The sequence below is a fragment of the Paragemmobacter ruber genome (assembly GCF_009908315.1).
GTDB lineage: Bacteria > Pseudomonadota > Alphaproteobacteria > Rhodobacterales > Rhodobacteraceae > Paragemmobacter > Paragemmobacter ruber.
Genome location: NZ_JAAATW010000004.1, coordinates 289,633 through 304,457, shown reverse-complemented (window position 1 = coordinate 304,457; position 14,825 = coordinate 289,633). Strand labels below are relative to the sequence as shown.

Here is a 14,825-nt window from a genome sequence, read left to right as displayed (position 1 = left end):
CGGTCGAAATCGTGATCCCGCGCGCACGCTCTTCCGGCGCACCGTCAATCTGGTCATAGGCGCGGAATTCGCCGAAATACTTCGTGATCGCCGCCGTCAGCGTCGTCTTGCCGTGGTCAACGTGGCCGATCGTGCCAATGTTGACGTGCGGTTTCGTCCGTTCAAACTTTGCCTTTGCCATGTCTTCGGGCCTTCGGATTGGGGGGCCGGAGACGGCCCTGTGCTACACGGGCGGCGAATTAAGCCGCCCTCGAGGGAAAATCAAGCGGGAACGGCAGCTTTCGCACGGCAGCATCAAAGCGCCACCGCGCCCGCCCAAATGCGCCAGCCGCCGCTCAGCGGTCGCCCGCGGCGCGCGCCGTCCCTTCGGGCGGCGGGTCGCGCGGCGGCAGGCCGAACCATTCGGGGTTCTGCAGGAACCATTCCTCCACCCGCTTCACCGCGTTGTAGGACAGCGCTTCCATCTGCTCCTTGCGGTTCCGCGTCAGGCCGGTGCCGATCACCGTCTCGCCCGACAGGCTTTCGAACACGGTGATCTGCTTGCCCTCTTCGTTCAGCTTCAGTTCTGCCGCGTCATCCCAGACATTGGCCGTGATCACCAGCACCGACTTGGGCGCCGCCACCACCGGAATACCCGGCGGCGCCAGCGCATAGCCATCGACCGAGATGCCGATATTGTACAGCTTCGGCCCCTGATACCGCCCGAACCGGTCCTCGACGGCCTTCTTCATGACCGCCTCCCACTCCTCGACCGAAGCCTCGCGCGAAATCGGCACCTTCTGGACGTTGTCCGCCACCACGATATTCAGCCCGAGCGCGAAATCGCCCAACGGCACCGGCGGCTCTTCCAGATCGTTCCGGCCACAGGAGGCCAGAACGGCAACCCCAAGGATCAGGGCAAGGCAACGAAGGCTCGGCATGGGGTCTCCCGTCAGTCATGGCCCCCGGGGGCCGGTTCCCCTTCCGATATCCGTTGCAGGGCCGCCACGCAACGGTTGCCCATGCCGCAGCGCATCCCGCTGCCAACTCCCGCCCAATCCACAGCCGCCCAATTCACAGCCGCCCCGCCAACTCCGGCCCGTCCGCATCCCGCTTGCCGTCCATGCGTCCTACCGCACCAAAGCGATAGTTTTGGCACAGCCGAAAATCATGAACAAATGTCGCACAACGATAAGTTGCGATTCGTGCAGATAGGAATAGATTGCCCTGTGAATGGAACGGGCACCTTGGCGGCCTCCTTCCGTTCGTGTGCTGTAACGAGTGCGTCCGCGACGGTGTTTTGCTTGTCGCGGACGGTTCTCAGCCGCAGATACGGCGCAGCGCCTGCCACTCCGCATCGGTCAAGACAGGCGCCGCCGCCGCCCCCGCGGCCCTGCGCGCCGCCTCGGCCCGGTTGCCGCTGTCGGGATGGGTGGCAAGGATCTCGGGCACCTCCATCCCCATGCCGGCGATCCGCTCAAAAAACGTGGCCAGCCCTTCCGTCCCGATCCCCGTCCGCTGCAACAGATCGAAGGCAAAGGCATCCGCCGCAGCCTCTGCCTCGCGGGTATAGGACGCGCTCAGCATGTGATCGCCCAAAAGCCCGATCACCGTGCCCCCCGTCACATCGCCCAGAACCAACGCGATGATCCCGGCCGATCCTGCCGAACGAAAGGCCAGCCGGGTGGGATCGCGCGCCTCCACATGGCCGATCTCATGCGCCAGAACGCCCGCCACCTCTTCGGCGCTCTGCGCCTCGTCCAGCAGCCCGCGCAGGATCACAACCTGCCCGCCCGGCGCGGCAAAGGCGTTCAGCATCTCATGATCGAACACCCGCAACTCAATGTCATAGGTCAGCCCCTGCCCCTCGGTCAGGCGCCGCTCCATCTTCTCCAGTGCCGCCACCCCCTCGGGCGCGGTGCAGGTCAGGGCGCGATCCTCCCCGAGGAAGCTCTCGATCTGCCCCATCACGGCCTGACCGAAGGCCACCTCCTGCTCCATCGGCAACTGATCAGCCAAAAGGTCCGAAATTCGCGGCAGGAACACAAACAGGATCAACCCCAGCGCCGCCGCCGCCAGCGCCACCCGGCCCGCGATCTTGGCCCCCGTGCCACGCCGCAGGTCGCGCCGCTCCAGCTGCGGCGCCCGCGCCCGCACCCAGGCCGCCAGCGCGCCCTCCGCCAGCAAGAGCCGCGCCGGATCATGCGGCAACTCGTCCCCGCCATCCACCAGCTGCGCCAGCACCAGCCCGTCGCCGTCGATCCGCCGCAGCCGCGCCACCGGCCAGACCTGCCCGCCAAAGCGCAGCGCCGCCAGATCGGGCGACACCTCCACCACCACCGGCTGCCGCCGCGCGCTGATCCCGTCGAACCAGATGGCGTCCTCCGGCGCGGGCAGCATCAGAACGCCCCGCCCATGTCCAGCGCATCGGCCAGACCTTCCGCATCGGCCCCGCCATCGGCCACCCGCTGGCGCACCGAATCCAGCGCCTCGGCGCCCGTCACCATCACGCTGTTCACGAAATGCGCAAGGATCGGCTGGCTGATGAACACCAGCGACAGGGCCCCGAACACCGTCAGCAGCAAGAGATAGGCCACCACGCCCAGCACCGCGAATTCAAGTTGCACCAGTTCCGACGCCTCCTCGATCCCCACCGCCAGCGAAGCCACCGGCGCAAAGATCACGCCCGACGCGATCCCCCCCAGAAGCGCCACGATCAGCGCCCCCTTGACATAGGTCCAGATGACCGCCCCCACCCGCGGCGTGGCCCAGAAGCCAAGGCCCCCTTCCATCTCCTTGTGCGACATAAGGTAGGCAAAGGCCCGCACCCGATAGACCACCAGCCCGATCAGCCCCCAGATCGTGCCGGCCACCACCAGAAACGTCGCGACACCCGGGCTTCCGCCGATCCCCACCAGCACCGCCAGCCCGATCAGCACCATGCCCCAGATCACGTGCAGATAGGCCGGATAGAGCCCCGTCCAGCTTCCGCCCTGCCGGAACCGCGCCCCGCCATACCAAGTCCGCCCGGTCATGTAGGCCTCCAGCCGGAAGGTCATCAGCGGCCAGAGCAGCCCCAGCGTCAGCACCGTCAGCACAAGATAGCCCAGCGCCCGGACGACATAGCCCGATGCCGCCTTCTCCATCCCGAACCGGATGCCCCGGAACCGCGTCCGTGCCAGCTTGTAACGGCGCGACCGATAGGCGGCAAAGATCATCAAGGGCAGCACCGCCACGAAGGACAGCAGGATCGACACCGCCTGCGCCAGCTCCTCCATCTCGTTCTGCGGATCAAACACGAAACGGATCCCGACCGAAAACAGGATCAGCTGCACCACCGCCAGATAGACCGCCAGCATCACCACGGCCATCAGGAAGCCCAGAAACATCTCCAGCCCCGTGCCGGTGAATTCCAGCGCATCATCCCCCACGCGCAGCTTGCCCCAGACATGCCTCCGGATGCGCGCCTTGCCCCAGAACCGATAGATCCCCAGCGTGATCAGCCCCAGCACACCCACGCCCAAGGCCAGCGGGAACAGCTTCGCCGCATCCCCCCGATACTCGGCCCATAAATCGGATCTGGCGGGTGGCTGCATGAAATCATCCTTTTAAAACGGTCAGTTGAATCTATTGTCCCGTGGAAATCCGCGCGGCGCCATCTTGCCCGCACCGGCGCGCGGCCCCTGCCACTCGGTCAGGTCGGCCTCGGTCCGCGTCCGCCCGGCCGGGTCTTTCCAAGAAAGCCCATCGGCCAGCGTGAATGTCGCCGCATCCGACAGACCGCCATCCTTGTATTTCTGCAGCCGCACGCCCTTGCCCTTGGCCATCTCGGGCAGTTCGGCCAGCGGGAACACCAACAGCTTGCGGTTATCCCCCACCACCGCGACCGAATCCCCGGTCACGCGGCGGCAGAGCGCGGTCTTCACCCCGTCCCGCACCGTCAGCACCTGCTTGCCCGCCCGCGTCTGGGCCAGCACCTCATCCGACGGCACCACGAACCCGTCGCCCGCCGTGGATGCCACCAGAAGCTTCTCGCCCGGACGGAAGATCATCAGATCCACGATCTCTGCCTCGTTCGGCAGATCGACCATCAGGCGCACGGGTTCCCCCATCCCGCGCCCGCCCGGAAGGTTCGCCCCCAGCAGCGTGTAGAACCGCCCGTTCGACCCGACGAGCAGGATCTTGTCTGTCGTCTCGGCGTGGAAGATGAACCGCCCCTCGTCGCCGTCCTTGAACTTCACCTCCGAATCCAGCGCGACATGGCCCTTCATCGCGCGGATCCATCCCATCCTGGAACAGATCACCGTGATGGGTTCCCGCTCGATCATCGCCTCGAAGGGCACATCCTCCACATCGCCCATCTCGGCGAATGTGGTGCGCCGCGCGCCGCCCGGGCTGTCCTTGCCGAACTGCTTGCGGATCGCCTCCAACTCCACGCCCACCTGCTTCCACTGGCGCCGGTCGCTTTCCAGCAAATCCGCCAGATCGGCCCGCTCCTTCATCAGCGCGTCCCGCTCGCGGATCAGTTCCATCTCCTCCAGCCGCCGCAAGGACCGCAGCCGCATGTTCAGGATGGACTCGGCCTGAAGCTCCGTCAGTTCCCCCTCGCCCGGCGGGGGCGAGACATAATCCTTCTCCGACGTCGCCCGCTTGTGATCCTTTGACCAGTCCTCGGCCATCAGCGCGCGCTTGGGATCGTCGTCGTAACGGATGATGTCGATCACCCGGTCCAGATTCAGGAAGGCGATGATAAAGCCTTCCAGAACCTCCAGCCGGTGGTCGATCTTCTCCATCCGGTGCAGCGACCGGCGCTGCAAGACCTCGCGGCGATGGTCCAGAAAGGCCCGAAGCACCTCTTTCAACGAACAGACCTTCGGCACCTTCCCGTCGATCAGCACGTTCATGTTCAGGCTGAAGCGGATCTCCAGATCGCTGTTCTTGAACAGCGCCCCCATCAGCACATCCGCCTCCACCGTCCGCGCGCGGGGTTCCAGAATGATGCGCACGTCATCGGCGCTCTCGTCCCGCACATCGGCCAGAAGCGGTACTTTCTTGGTCTGGATCAGTTCCGCCAGCTTTTCGATCAGCTTGGATTTCTGCACCTGATAGGGGATTTCCGTGACCACGATCTGCCACGTCCCCCGGCCCAGATCCTCCACCTCCCACTTGGCGCGCAGCCGGAACGCCCCGCGCCCCGTGCGATAGGCCTCAAGGATATTCGCGCGTGGTTCCACCAGAACCCCGCCCGTCGGGAAATCCGGCCCCGGCACGAAGGCCACCAGTTCATCATCCGAAATGCCGGGATTGCCCAGCATCGCATGGCAGGCCCCGATCAACTCATCAAGGTTGTGCGGCGGGATATTCGTGGCCATCCCCACGGCGATCCCGCTCGACCCGTTGGCCAGCAGGTTCGGAAACGCCGCCGGCATCACCACGGGTTCTTCCAGCGTGCCGTCGTAATTCGGGCGGAAGTCCACGGCGTTCTCCGCCAGCCCTTCCATCAGCGTCTCGGCAATCGCCGTCAGCCGCGCCTCGGTATAGCGGCTCGCCGCAGGGTTATCCCCGTCGATATTGCCAAAATTCCCCTGCCCATCCACGAGCGGGTAACGGACGTTGAAATCCTGCGCCAGACGCGCCATCGCGTCATATATCGCGGCATCCCCGTGCGGGTGATAGTTCCCCATCACATCGCCCGAAATCTTGGCCGATTTGCGGAACCCCCCCGTCGCCGTCAGCCGCAACTCCCGCATCGCATAGAGGATACGCCGATGCACCGGCTTCAACCCGTCCCGCGCATCGGGCAAGGCGCGGTGCATGATGGTGGACAGCGCATAGGTCAGATAGCGCTCTCCGATGGCACGGCTCAGCGGCTCGGAAAAGGATACGGGCTCGATTTTGGGGGTGTCGGGCGTGTCGGACATGGATGTTGTGTAATTCGCCCCGCGCCTTCGGTCCAGCCGAAACCTCAGCCCGCCCCGCGCCGATCAGACATTGGTCCGAAGGGGGGAAAACGGCAAAATTTTCACACCGACTCAAGGCAAAGCCATGCTATGGCAGCCGTTATTAGGTGGGTGAATCAGGGGTGTCTGATGTTTCGTTATCTGCTTTTCTTCGGCGGCGCTTTCTATCTGGTGCTTTTGATCGGCGGCGAAGATCGCGGCCAGGAACGCATGGGTCTGCGCGGCGCCTATGACATCGCGCTCGCCCCGGCTGACACCACCGCCGAACCCACCACCGCAGACGCGCCCGCCCCCCTGACACAGGCCTCCGCCACCCCGTCCGACACGCTGCGCATCCTCCCTGCACCCGATCAGGCCGTCATCCAGCCTGCCAGCCTGACCGAGGCCACACCCGAACCCAGCCCCGAACCGGCCTTCAACGATTTCAACAACCCCACCGTCACCCTGCGATACATCACGGCCGATGCCGCAAATGTCCGCGACGCAGGCAGCCGCAACGGCGCCGTGATCGGGCGTCTGGAACGCGGCGAAATCGTGCAGGTGATCGCGGAACAGGATGATTGGGTGCATATCCGCATCGAAGGTGACGGGATCGACGGCTATGTTCACCGCCGCCTCATCTCGGCCGAGGCGCCGACGCTCTCCACCCTTACCCTGTTTCCCGCCGCGGATTGACCCGCCCGCCATTGCCAAATCGCCGCCCCTGCCGCTAAATCGCAGACAAATCGGCAGAACAATCAACCGGGCAGCAGGCACATGCGTTCCATCCTCATCACCGGATGCTCTTCGGGCATCGGCTACGATGCCGCTCACGCCCTCAAGGCGCGCGGCTGGCGCGTCTTCGCCACCTGCCGCCAAGAGGGCGATTGCGACCGCCTGATCGGCGAAGGGCTGGAAAGCTTCCCCCTCGACCACGCCAGCGAATCCAGCCTCGAAACGGCCGTCGCCGAAACCCTCTCCCGCACCGGCGGCAAACTTGACGCGCTCTTCAACAACGGCGCCTTCGCCTGCCCCGGCGCGGTGGAAGACCTGCCCCGCGGCGCCCTGCGCGAGATATTCGAAACAAACCTCTTCGGCTATCACGACCTGACCCGCCGCCTGATCCCCACCTTCCGCGCCCAGGGGCAGGGCCGCATCGTCAACTGCTCCTCGGTCCTCGGCCTTGTCGGGGCAAAATGGCGCGGCGCCTATGTCTCCACCAAATTCGCGCTGGAAGGCCTGTCCGATGTCCTGCGTCTGGAAATGGAAGGAACCGGGGTCGATGTCATCCTGATCGAACCCGGCCCCATCGCCACCCGCATCCGCCAGAACGCGATCCCGCATTTCGAAAAGTGGATCGACTGGGAAAACTCCGCCCGCCGCGACGAATACGCAGCCCTGCGCGACCGGCTCTACAAACCGCAACTCAAGAAAGACCGCTTCGAACTGCCCGCCTCCGCCGTCACGGCCAAGCTGATCCACGCGGTGGAAAGCCCCCGCCCCCGGGCGCGCTACTACGTCACCACCCCCACCTATATCGCAGGCCTTGCCCGCCGCCTCTTGCCCACGCGCCTTCTTGACCGCGTGATCGCCCAAGGCTGAAAGCGCCGCAGACGGGGGGCGGCATTTCGCCCCCACGGGCCAAATTGACCTTTCGCCTTTCCGCCGAACCCCGCTACATCAGGCGCCAGCAACGAAGGGACATGCCATGCTGTCAGACCCGCTCTTCATCATCGCCGCCGTGGCTGCGCTGGCGGTGCTGGCCATCCTGATGGTCGGCATCGGCGGCTTTGCCAAGGGCGGTGACTTCAACCGCAAACATGCCAACCGCATCATGCGCTACCGCATCATCGCGCAGGCCGTGGCCGTCGCGCTGATCGTCGCCTTCGCCTATTTCCAATCACGGGGTTGAACATGGTCGTCCTGTCGAAAATCTACACCAAGACCGGCGACGCCGGTGAAACCGCCCTCGGCAACGGCGCCCGCGTGGCCAAGCACGCCACCCGCGTCTCGGCCTATGGCACCGTGGATGAAACCAACGCCACCGTCGGCCTCGCCCGCCTGCATGCCGACCCCGAGATGGACAAGGCCCTCGCCCGCATCTCGAACGATCTCTTCGATCTGGGCGCCGATCTCTGCACCCCCGACATGCACCTTGACGCCACGCTCCCCTACACCCCCCTCCGCGTGCAAGAGGCGCAGGTCCTCCGGCTGGAGCGCGAGATCGACGCGATGAACACCCGCCTGCAACCCCTGCGCAGCTTCATCCTGCCCGGCGGATCGCCCCTTGCCGCGCAACTGCACCTCTGCCGCACCATCTGCCGCCGCGCCGAACGGCTCACGGTGGAACTGGCGACGATGGAATCGGTCAACCCCGAGGCTGTGAAATACCTCAACCGCCTGTCGGACTGGTTCTTCGTGGCAGGCCGCATCGCCAACAACGACGGCAAGGATGACGTCCTCTGGGTGCCCGGCCTGACCCGCGAAGGCTGAGGCCCCCAAAACCGCCCAGACCAGAAAACGCGACGTCCCGACGCGCTTTGCTGTCGTATTTGGTCTGTTCCCACGCCAGCGGACGGTCTACTTACGCTGCAAGAGCTTGGGATAGGTCCGCCCCCCGCGGACCGGCAAAAGGAGATACGCGATGAAGGTCCTCGTGCCCGTCAAACGTGTGATCGACTACAACGTGAAGGTCCGCGTCAAGGCGGACGGTTCCGGCGTCGATCTCGCCAACGTCAAGATGTCGATGAACCCCTTCGACGAAATCGCCGTGGAAGAGGCGATCCGCCTGAAGGAAAAGGGCATCGCTACGGAGGTCGTCGTCGTCTCCATCGGCGTGAAGCAGGCGCAGGAAACGCTGCGCACCGCGCTCGCCATGGGCGCTGACCGCGCCATTCTGATCGAAGCCACCGCCGATGTGCACACCGACATCGAACCCCTCGCCGTGGCGAAACTGCTCGCAGGCGTGGTCAAGGAAGAGGCCCCCGGCCTCGTCCTCTGCGGCAAGCAGGCCATCGACAACGACATGAACGCCACCGGCCAGATGCTGTCGGCGCTCCTCGGCTGGTCGCAGGCGACCTTCGCCTCCGAACTCGCCATCGAAGGCGACACCGCGAAAGTGACCCGCGAAGTAGATGGCGGCCTGCAGACCATCGCCGTGAAGATGCCGGCCATCGTCACCGTGGACCTGCGCCTGAACGAACCGCGCTACGCCTCGCTGCCGAACATCATGAAGGCCAAGGCCAAGCCGCTCGCCGCCAAGACGCCCGCCGATTACGGCGTGGACGTCGCGCCGCGCCTGTCGGTCGTCAAGACCGTGGAACCCGCAGGCCGCAAGGCCGGCGTCAAGGTCGGCTCCATCGACGAACTTATCGCGAAACTCAAAGACGAAGCAGGGGTGATCTGACATGGCCGTTCTCCTTCTCGCCGATGTGAATGATGGCGCGCTTGCCACCGACGCCGTCGCCAAGGCGCTCTCCGCCGTGAAAGGCTTGGGCGAGGTGCACATCCTCGTCGCCGGCACCTCCGCCGCTGCCGCGGCCGAGGCAGCCAAGCTTGATGGCGCCGCCAAGGTGCTGCACGCCGATGACGCGGCCTATGATCACGGCATGGCCGAAGCCACCGCCGCGCTGATCGTCTCACTCGCGGGCGGCTACAGCCACATCGCCGCCGCCGCGACCGCGTTTTCCAAGAACGTCCTGCCCCGTGCGGCGGCCCTTCTCGACGTGATGGTGATCTCTGACGTCACCGCCGTGGTGGATGCCGACACGTTCGAACGCCCCATCTACGCGGGCAACGCGATCCAGACGGTGAAATCGTCGGATGCCAAAAAGGTGCTGACCGTCCGCACCGCCTCTTTCAACGCCGCCGCCACCTCGGGCAGCGCCGCGGTTGAGAAGGTCTCCGCCACCGCCGACGCCTCGCTGTCGAAATGGGTGGAAGACAAGGTCGCCGCGTCGGACCGCCCCGAACTTACCTCCGCCGGCATCGTCGTCTCGGGCGGCCGTGGCGTGGGCTCGCAGTCGGACTTCGCGCTGATCGAGAAACTGGCCGACAAGCTCGGCGCCGCCGTCGGTGCCTCGCGCGCTGCGGTGGACTCGGGCTACGCCCCGAACGACTGGCAGGTGGGCCAGACCGGCAAGGTCGTCGCCCCCACGCTCTACGTCGCCGTGGGCATTTCCGGCGCGATCCAGCATCTGGCCGGCATGAAGGACAGCAAGGTCATCGTCGCCATCAACAAGGATGAAGAGGCCCCGATCTTCCAGGTCGCCGATTACGGCCTCGTGGCCGACCTCTTCAACGCCGTGCCGGAGATGATCGAAAAGCTCTGATCCGTCGCAGGATCGCAGATTGATGGGGGGCGCGGCTCAGGCCGCGCCCTTTTTTCCATCCCGCAGCATCTCGCCCAGCACCGGCAGCAGCGCCGCCGCCACCTCCTCATGCGCGGTCACACCCGGCAATCCCCGCGCCGCAGGCTCCGCCATCGCCGGAAACACCATGCCCGCCACGCCCTGCGCCCGCGCCCGCGCGCTTGTCACTGCGCAGACCACCGCATCCGCCTGTGCGCCCGCCGTCTCCAGCATCGCCGCATCCACCAGCACCGGCTCCCCCAGCGGCACATCCCGGCGCGGCCCCGGCGCGTGATCCGCCATCCACAACAGCACCTTGCGCCCCGGCACCTGCGACAAGAGCGCCCCCATCCGCGCCATCCATGCCGTCCGCAACTCCTCAGCCACCAGCGCAAACCGCGCCTCCCCCGCCGCATGCAGCGATTGCAGCAGATGCCGGGTAAAGCTGAAATCGGTGAAATCCACCCCGCGATAGATCGTCTGCAACAGGGGCGAGGCACGCAGGAACCGGTCATTCCGGCGCGGATGCACCGCATACAGCCGGTTGGTCAGATCCGCCGCCCCCGGCACCTGCACCACCACAGCGGCCGCCCGCCCAACCACCTCCATCACCGCCGGATCACCAAGCCAGGCGTCCGGTCCCGCATTGGGACAACCCAGATTGACCACCGGCAGCCCCAGCGCCGCCTCCACCAACACCGGATAGGGCCGGGGGATGTAGCGGCCATAGGCCTCGATCCCGCCCAGAACCACGGCATAGCGCCCGCTGACATCACGCCGCGGCCCACGAAACATCAGCCGCGACCGCCCATAACGGCACGGCAAATAATCCAGCGACTCCTCGCCCGGATAGACATAGGCCATCACACACCCCCAACAATCAGAACACCCGTCGGTAAGACTGGCCGCCAAAGATGAACAAAGGGCTAAAGTCGCAATTCGCCGCAATCTTTCCGTATCCCGCGCCACCCGCCGCATCTTGCGCCGATCCCACCCGGATGCATAAGGTCGCCCCGGACAGAAGGAGCATCACCATGGCAGAGATCCGCAGCGTCGGAATCGTGGGCGCAGGCCAGATGGGCAACGGCATCGCCCATGTCTTTGCCTTGGCAGGCTATGACGTGCTTCTCAACGATATCGCGCAGGAAAGCCTCGACCGCGCGCTTGCGACGATCGACCGCAACATCGAACGCCAGGTCGCCCGCGGCAAGGTCAGCGCCGAAGACAAGGCCGCCGCCATGGCCCGCATCCGCACCACGCTGCGCCTTGCCGATCTCGGCCCCACCGACCTGATCATTGAGGCCGCGACAGAACGCGAAACGGTCAAGCAGGCGATCTTCGAGGATCTGCTGCCCCACCTCAAACCCCACACCATCCTCACCTCCAACACCTCCTCCATCTCCATCACCCGGCTGGCCAGCCGCACCGACCGGCCGGAAAAGTTCATGGGCTTCCACTTCATGAACCCCGTGCCCGTGATGCAGCTGGTGGAACTGATCCGCGGCATCGCCACCGATCAGGAGACGTGGGACAGCCTGCATGATGTCGTCCGCAAACTCGGCAAGACCGCCGCCAGCGCCGAGGATTTCCCCGCCTTCATCGTCAACCGCATCCTGATGCCGATGATCAACGAGGCGGTCTATACGCTCTATGAAGGCGTAGGCTCCGTCCGCTCCATCGACGAATCCCTCAAGCTTGGCGCGAACCACCCGATGGGGCCCCTCGAACTGGCCGATTTCATCGGTCTGGACACCTGCCTTGCGATCATGAACGTGCTGCACGACGGTCTGGCCGATACCAAGTACCGCCCCTGCCCACTGCTCACGAAATATGTCGAGGCCGGCTGGCTGGGTCGCAAGACGCAGAGGGGCTTTTATGACTACCGGGGTGAAACCCCGGTCCCCACCCGCTGACATGGCGGGATGACGCGGCGCAAAGGCCCCTGATTTTTCGTAGGAAAATCGTAAGGGGCCGTCCCATGCCCACCCGCTGGCCCAACGATTTTCCTGCGAAAAATCAAGGCCAGCCGCCTATTTCTTCAACGCCAGCGTATGCTCGCGCAGCCAGGCCAGGAACCCCCGCGGGTTCCCCTCCCACTTTTTCAACTCCTCCGCCGGGATCGGTGCGCCGATCACCGGGCGGATGGGCTTGAACAGGCAGCGCTTGATCTCGTGCAGCAACAGCCCCTGCCGGATCGTGTCGCTGATCTTGTTGGCGATCAGGAAGGCGCGGGAATTCTGCCCAGGAAAGAACACCGGCAGGATCGTCGCCCCCGAAGACCGCACGATCTTGTGGGTGAAGACGTTCCACTCCGCCTCCACCGCAGGCCCCCACCAACCCTCGCTCATCGCCACCTTGCCAGCCGGGAACAGGATGATCACCCCACCCGCCTTCAGGTGCTTCATCGTCTCGTCCCGCATCTGCAGGCCCAGTTCCCGCGCATTGTCCTCATGCGGGAACGGCACCGGGATCATGAACTCCTCGACCTCCGGGATCCCCGTCAGCAAGGACCGCGTCAGGATCTTGAAATCCGACCGCACGCGATTGACCATCTCGGCCAAGATCATCCCGTCCACCAACCCCGACGGGTGGTTCGACACCACCACCAGCGGCCCGGTCTTGGGGATCAGCGCGATCTCCTCGGGCGGGGTCTGGATGGTGATCCCCATCTGGCGGATCGCCTTGGGCCAGAACGGCGCGCCCACCGGCGCCCCGGTCCGCTCGAAATCCCGGATCAGGCGCAAGAGCGTGACCTTCGCCGTCAGCCATTCGATGGCGCGAATGGTGTTGGCCTTGAACGGGTTCTTGAACGTGCCCGCATAGGACAGCCGCCGCATGTCATAGGGCCGTTCCGCCCGCGCCGCCCTGCGGCGGGCCAGCTCCTCCTCGCTCACCTCAAGGGTGCGCACCTCTTCGCTCTGCAACGTATCGGTCACGCGGGCTCTGCCTTCAGGATATGACGCGCCTCAGTAGTCCTCACCGAAGCGGTTTGCAACCAGCGCCTCCAGCGCATCGGCAAGCTTCTCCGCATCCGCCCCATCCGTGACCACCTCGATCACCGTCCCGCGCGACGCGGCCAGCATCAGAAGACCCATGATCGAATCCCCCGAAACGGTCATCCCGTCCTTCGTCACCTGCGCCTGCGCGTCATGCCCTTCGACCACTTCCACGAACTTGGCCGAGGCCCGCGCATGCAGGCCCTTCTCATTGATGATCCGCAACACCCGCCCGGTCATGTGCCCCGCTCACGCCCCGCCGCCGAGGTCCAAACTGTTGATATACTTGCGGCCCGCGTCAAGCGCGGCCGCCACCGCCTCGGGCACCGTCAGGTCGCGCGACTTGGCCAGCTTGATCAGCATCGGCAGATTCGCGCCATAGACGATGCGCCGATCCTGCCCCGCACAGGCCATGAGCGACAGGTTCGAAGGCGATCCCCCGAACATGTCGGTCACGACCACCACACCCGCGCCACGGTCCACCGAATCCGCCGCCGCGCAGATTTCCGCCTGCTTGGCCTTGCGGTCATGGTCATCCTCGATGGCGATGGCGCGCATCGCATCCTGCTTGCCCACGACATGCTCGACCGCCGAGAGGTATTCCCGCGCCAGCCCGCCATGCGCCACGATCACGATACCGATCACGCGTCCCTTACCCCGCCGCCGAGGGAGGCGTCGCGCCCGCCCTGCGTTCCAGTTCCCGATGCCGTTTTGACACCGGCCAGCCAGCCTCTGCAAGCGCCTTGGCCAGAATTTCTGCAACAGCAACACTGCGATGTTGCCCGCCCGTACAGCCGAACCCGATGGACAGATGGGCCTTGCCCTCTTCCACCATAGCCGGAAGAAGAAAGGTCACCAGATCGTTCAACCGCCCGTAGAATTCGGCAAATCGCGCATCGCCGCGGATGTAATCCGCGACCATCGCATCCCGCCCATCCAGATCGCGCAGCGCAGGCTCCCAATACGGGTTCCGCAGGAAACGGCAGTCGAACACCATGTCCACGCCGCGCGGCATCCCGCGCTTGTAGCTGAAGCTCTGCAACGATACCGCCAGCCGCTGCCCCACGCCCGGATCGAACCACTGCGCCAGTTCCGCCTTCAGGTCATGCGGGCTCATCTCCGTGGTGTCGATCAGGTGATCCGCCCGCACCCGGATCGGGGCCAAGAGGTCGATCTCGCGCGCCACACCCTCCGCCGGTGTCTCGGCCGGGGCCAGCGGATGGCGCCGCCGCGTCTGGCTGTAGCGCTGGATCAGCACGCTCGCCGCGCAATCCACATAAACCATTTCCAGCGCCACCCGCGGATCGCGCGTCAGCGCGTCGATCAACTCGATCAGCGCCGCCACGTTGAAATCCCGGTTCCGCACATCCAGACCCAGCGCGATGGGCCGCCCCAAGGGCGCCCCCTCGATCAGCCGCGGCACAAGGCTCAGGGGCAGGTTGTCGATCACCTCATAACCCAGATCCTCCAGCGCATCGATCGCAGTGGATCGCCCGGCCCCCGAAGGCCCGGTCACCAGCACCAGCCGGTGCTCCTGTTGCGGCACATCCGCCTGCATTGCA

General features: G+C 65.5%; 17 protein-coding genes. 7 read left to right on the top strand and 10 right to left on the bottom strand.

Annotation, left to right across the window (positions count from 1 at the left end; all coding sequences use genetic code 11):
* The 5 genes from GU920_RS17480 to GU920_RS17460 all read right to left on the bottom strand — a co-directional run.
* Positions 1–181 (bottom strand): GTP-binding protein (locus GU920_RS17480; protein ID WP_235933369.1); only part of this gene is annotated, 181 nt, incomplete at its 3' end.
* A gap of 154 nt (positions 182–335) precedes the next feature.
* The gene (locus tag GU920_RS17475; RefSeq protein WP_161768393.1) at positions 336–920 is read right to left on the bottom strand and encodes a hypothetical protein; all 585 of its coding nucleotides are present in this window, start codon (positions 918–920) and stop codon (positions 336–338) included.
* Between the two features lie 379 nt (positions 921–1,299).
* The gene (locus GU920_RS17470) at positions 1,300–2,379 is read right to left on the bottom strand and encodes a M48 family metallopeptidase (RefSeq protein ID WP_161768392.1); all 1,080 of its coding nucleotides are present in this window, start codon (positions 2,377–2,379) and stop codon (positions 1,300–1,302) included.
* Entirely contained in the window at positions 2,379–3,575 is a 1,197-nt protein-coding gene (locus GU920_RS17465; protein ID WP_161768391.1) for a DUF898 family protein, read from the bottom strand. Before GU920_RS17465 ends, GU920_RS17470 begins: the two co-directional genes overlap by 1 nt.
* A gap of 21 nt (positions 3,576–3,596) precedes the next feature.
* Positions 3,597–5,900, bottom strand: coding sequence for a DNA topoisomerase IV subunit A (locus tag GU920_RS17460; protein WP_161768390.1), 2,304 nt, complete (start codon positions 5,898–5,900; stop codon positions 3,597–3,599).
* Positions 5,901–6,068: 168 nt separating this feature from the next.
* Between GU920_RS17460 and GU920_RS17455 the strand changes: the two genes are divergently transcribed.
* The 6 genes from GU920_RS17455 to GU920_RS17430 all read left to right on the top strand — a co-directional run bounded on the left by GU920_RS17455 (position 6,069) and on the right by GU920_RS17430 (position 10,249).
* Positions 6,069–6,614, top strand: a complete 546-nt coding sequence (locus GU920_RS17455) for an SH3 domain-containing protein (protein ID WP_161768389.1) — start codon at positions 6,069–6,071, stop codon at positions 6,612–6,614.
* A gap of 81 nt (positions 6,615–6,695) precedes the next feature.
* Positions 6,696–7,520 (top strand): SDR family NAD(P)-dependent oxidoreductase, encoded by an 825-nt coding sequence (locus GU920_RS17450; protein WP_161768388.1) that lies wholly within the window; start codon positions 6,696–6,698, stop codon positions 7,518–7,520.
* Between the two features lie 106 nt (positions 7,521–7,626).
* Positions 7,627–7,830: a twin transmembrane helix small protein gene (locus tag GU920_RS17445; protein ID WP_161768387.1), complete on the top strand. Its 204-nt coding sequence runs from the start codon at positions 7,627–7,629 to the stop codon at positions 7,828–7,830.
* 2 nt (positions 7,831–7,832) lie between these two features.
* Complete coding sequence (locus GU920_RS17440) at positions 7,833–8,411, top strand: cob(I)yrinic acid a,c-diamide adenosyltransferase (protein ID WP_161768421.1); 579 nt, start codon at positions 7,833–7,835, stop codon at positions 8,409–8,411.
* A 151-nt stretch (positions 8,412–8,562) separates the two neighbouring features.
* A complete protein-coding gene (locus GU920_RS17435) occupies positions 8,563–9,324 on the top strand; it encodes an electron transfer flavoprotein subunit beta/FixA family protein (RefSeq protein WP_161768386.1) in 762 nt (253 codons plus the stop codon).
* A 1-nt stretch (position 9,325) separates the two neighbouring features.
* Positions 9,326–10,249, top strand: coding sequence for an electron transfer flavoprotein subunit alpha/FixB family protein (locus GU920_RS17430; RefSeq protein WP_161768385.1), 924 nt, complete (start codon positions 9,326–9,328; stop codon positions 10,247–10,249).
* Between the two features lie 36 nt (positions 10,250–10,285).
* Here GU920_RS17430 and GU920_RS17425 read toward each other — a convergent pair whose 3' ends face one another.
* Complete coding sequence (locus GU920_RS17425) at positions 10,286–11,131, bottom strand: DUF6473 family protein (protein WP_161768384.1); 846 nt, start codon at positions 11,129–11,131, stop codon at positions 10,286–10,288.
* 170 nt (positions 11,132–11,301) lie between these two features.
* On the opposite strand from GU920_RS17425, the gene GU920_RS17420 reads away from it, so the two are divergent.
* Positions 11,302–12,180 (top strand): 3-hydroxybutyryl-CoA dehydrogenase, encoded by an 879-nt coding sequence (locus GU920_RS17420; protein ID WP_161768383.1) that lies wholly within the window; start codon positions 11,302–11,304, stop codon positions 12,178–12,180.
* Positions 12,181–12,297: 117 nt separating this feature from the next.
* On the opposite strand, the gene GU920_RS17415 is transcribed toward GU920_RS17420, so the two are convergent.
* From GU920_RS17415 to rapZ, 4 genes are read right to left on the bottom strand one after another with little or no spacing between them, the layout of a single operon-like run.
* Complete coding sequence (locus GU920_RS17415) at positions 12,298–13,203, bottom strand: lysophospholipid acyltransferase family protein (protein ID WP_328799310.1); 906 nt, start codon at positions 13,201–13,203, stop codon at positions 12,298–12,300.
* Between the two features lie 30 nt (positions 13,204–13,233).
* Positions 13,234–13,503: an HPr family phosphocarrier protein gene (locus GU920_RS17410; RefSeq protein WP_161768382.1), complete on the bottom strand. Its 270-nt coding sequence runs from the start codon at positions 13,501–13,503 to the stop codon at positions 13,234–13,236.
* Between the two features lie 9 nt (positions 13,504–13,512).
* Positions 13,513–13,908: a PTS sugar transporter subunit IIA gene (locus tag GU920_RS17405; RefSeq protein ID WP_161768381.1), complete on the bottom strand. Its 396-nt coding sequence runs from the start codon at positions 13,906–13,908 to the stop codon at positions 13,513–13,515.
* A 7-nt stretch (positions 13,909–13,915) separates the two neighbouring features.
* A complete protein-coding gene (gene rapZ, locus GU920_RS17400; RefSeq protein ID WP_161768419.1) occupies positions 13,916–14,821 on the bottom strand; it encodes an RNase adapter RapZ in 906 nt (301 codons plus the stop codon).
* Between the last annotated feature and the right edge of the window lie 4 nt (positions 14,822–14,825).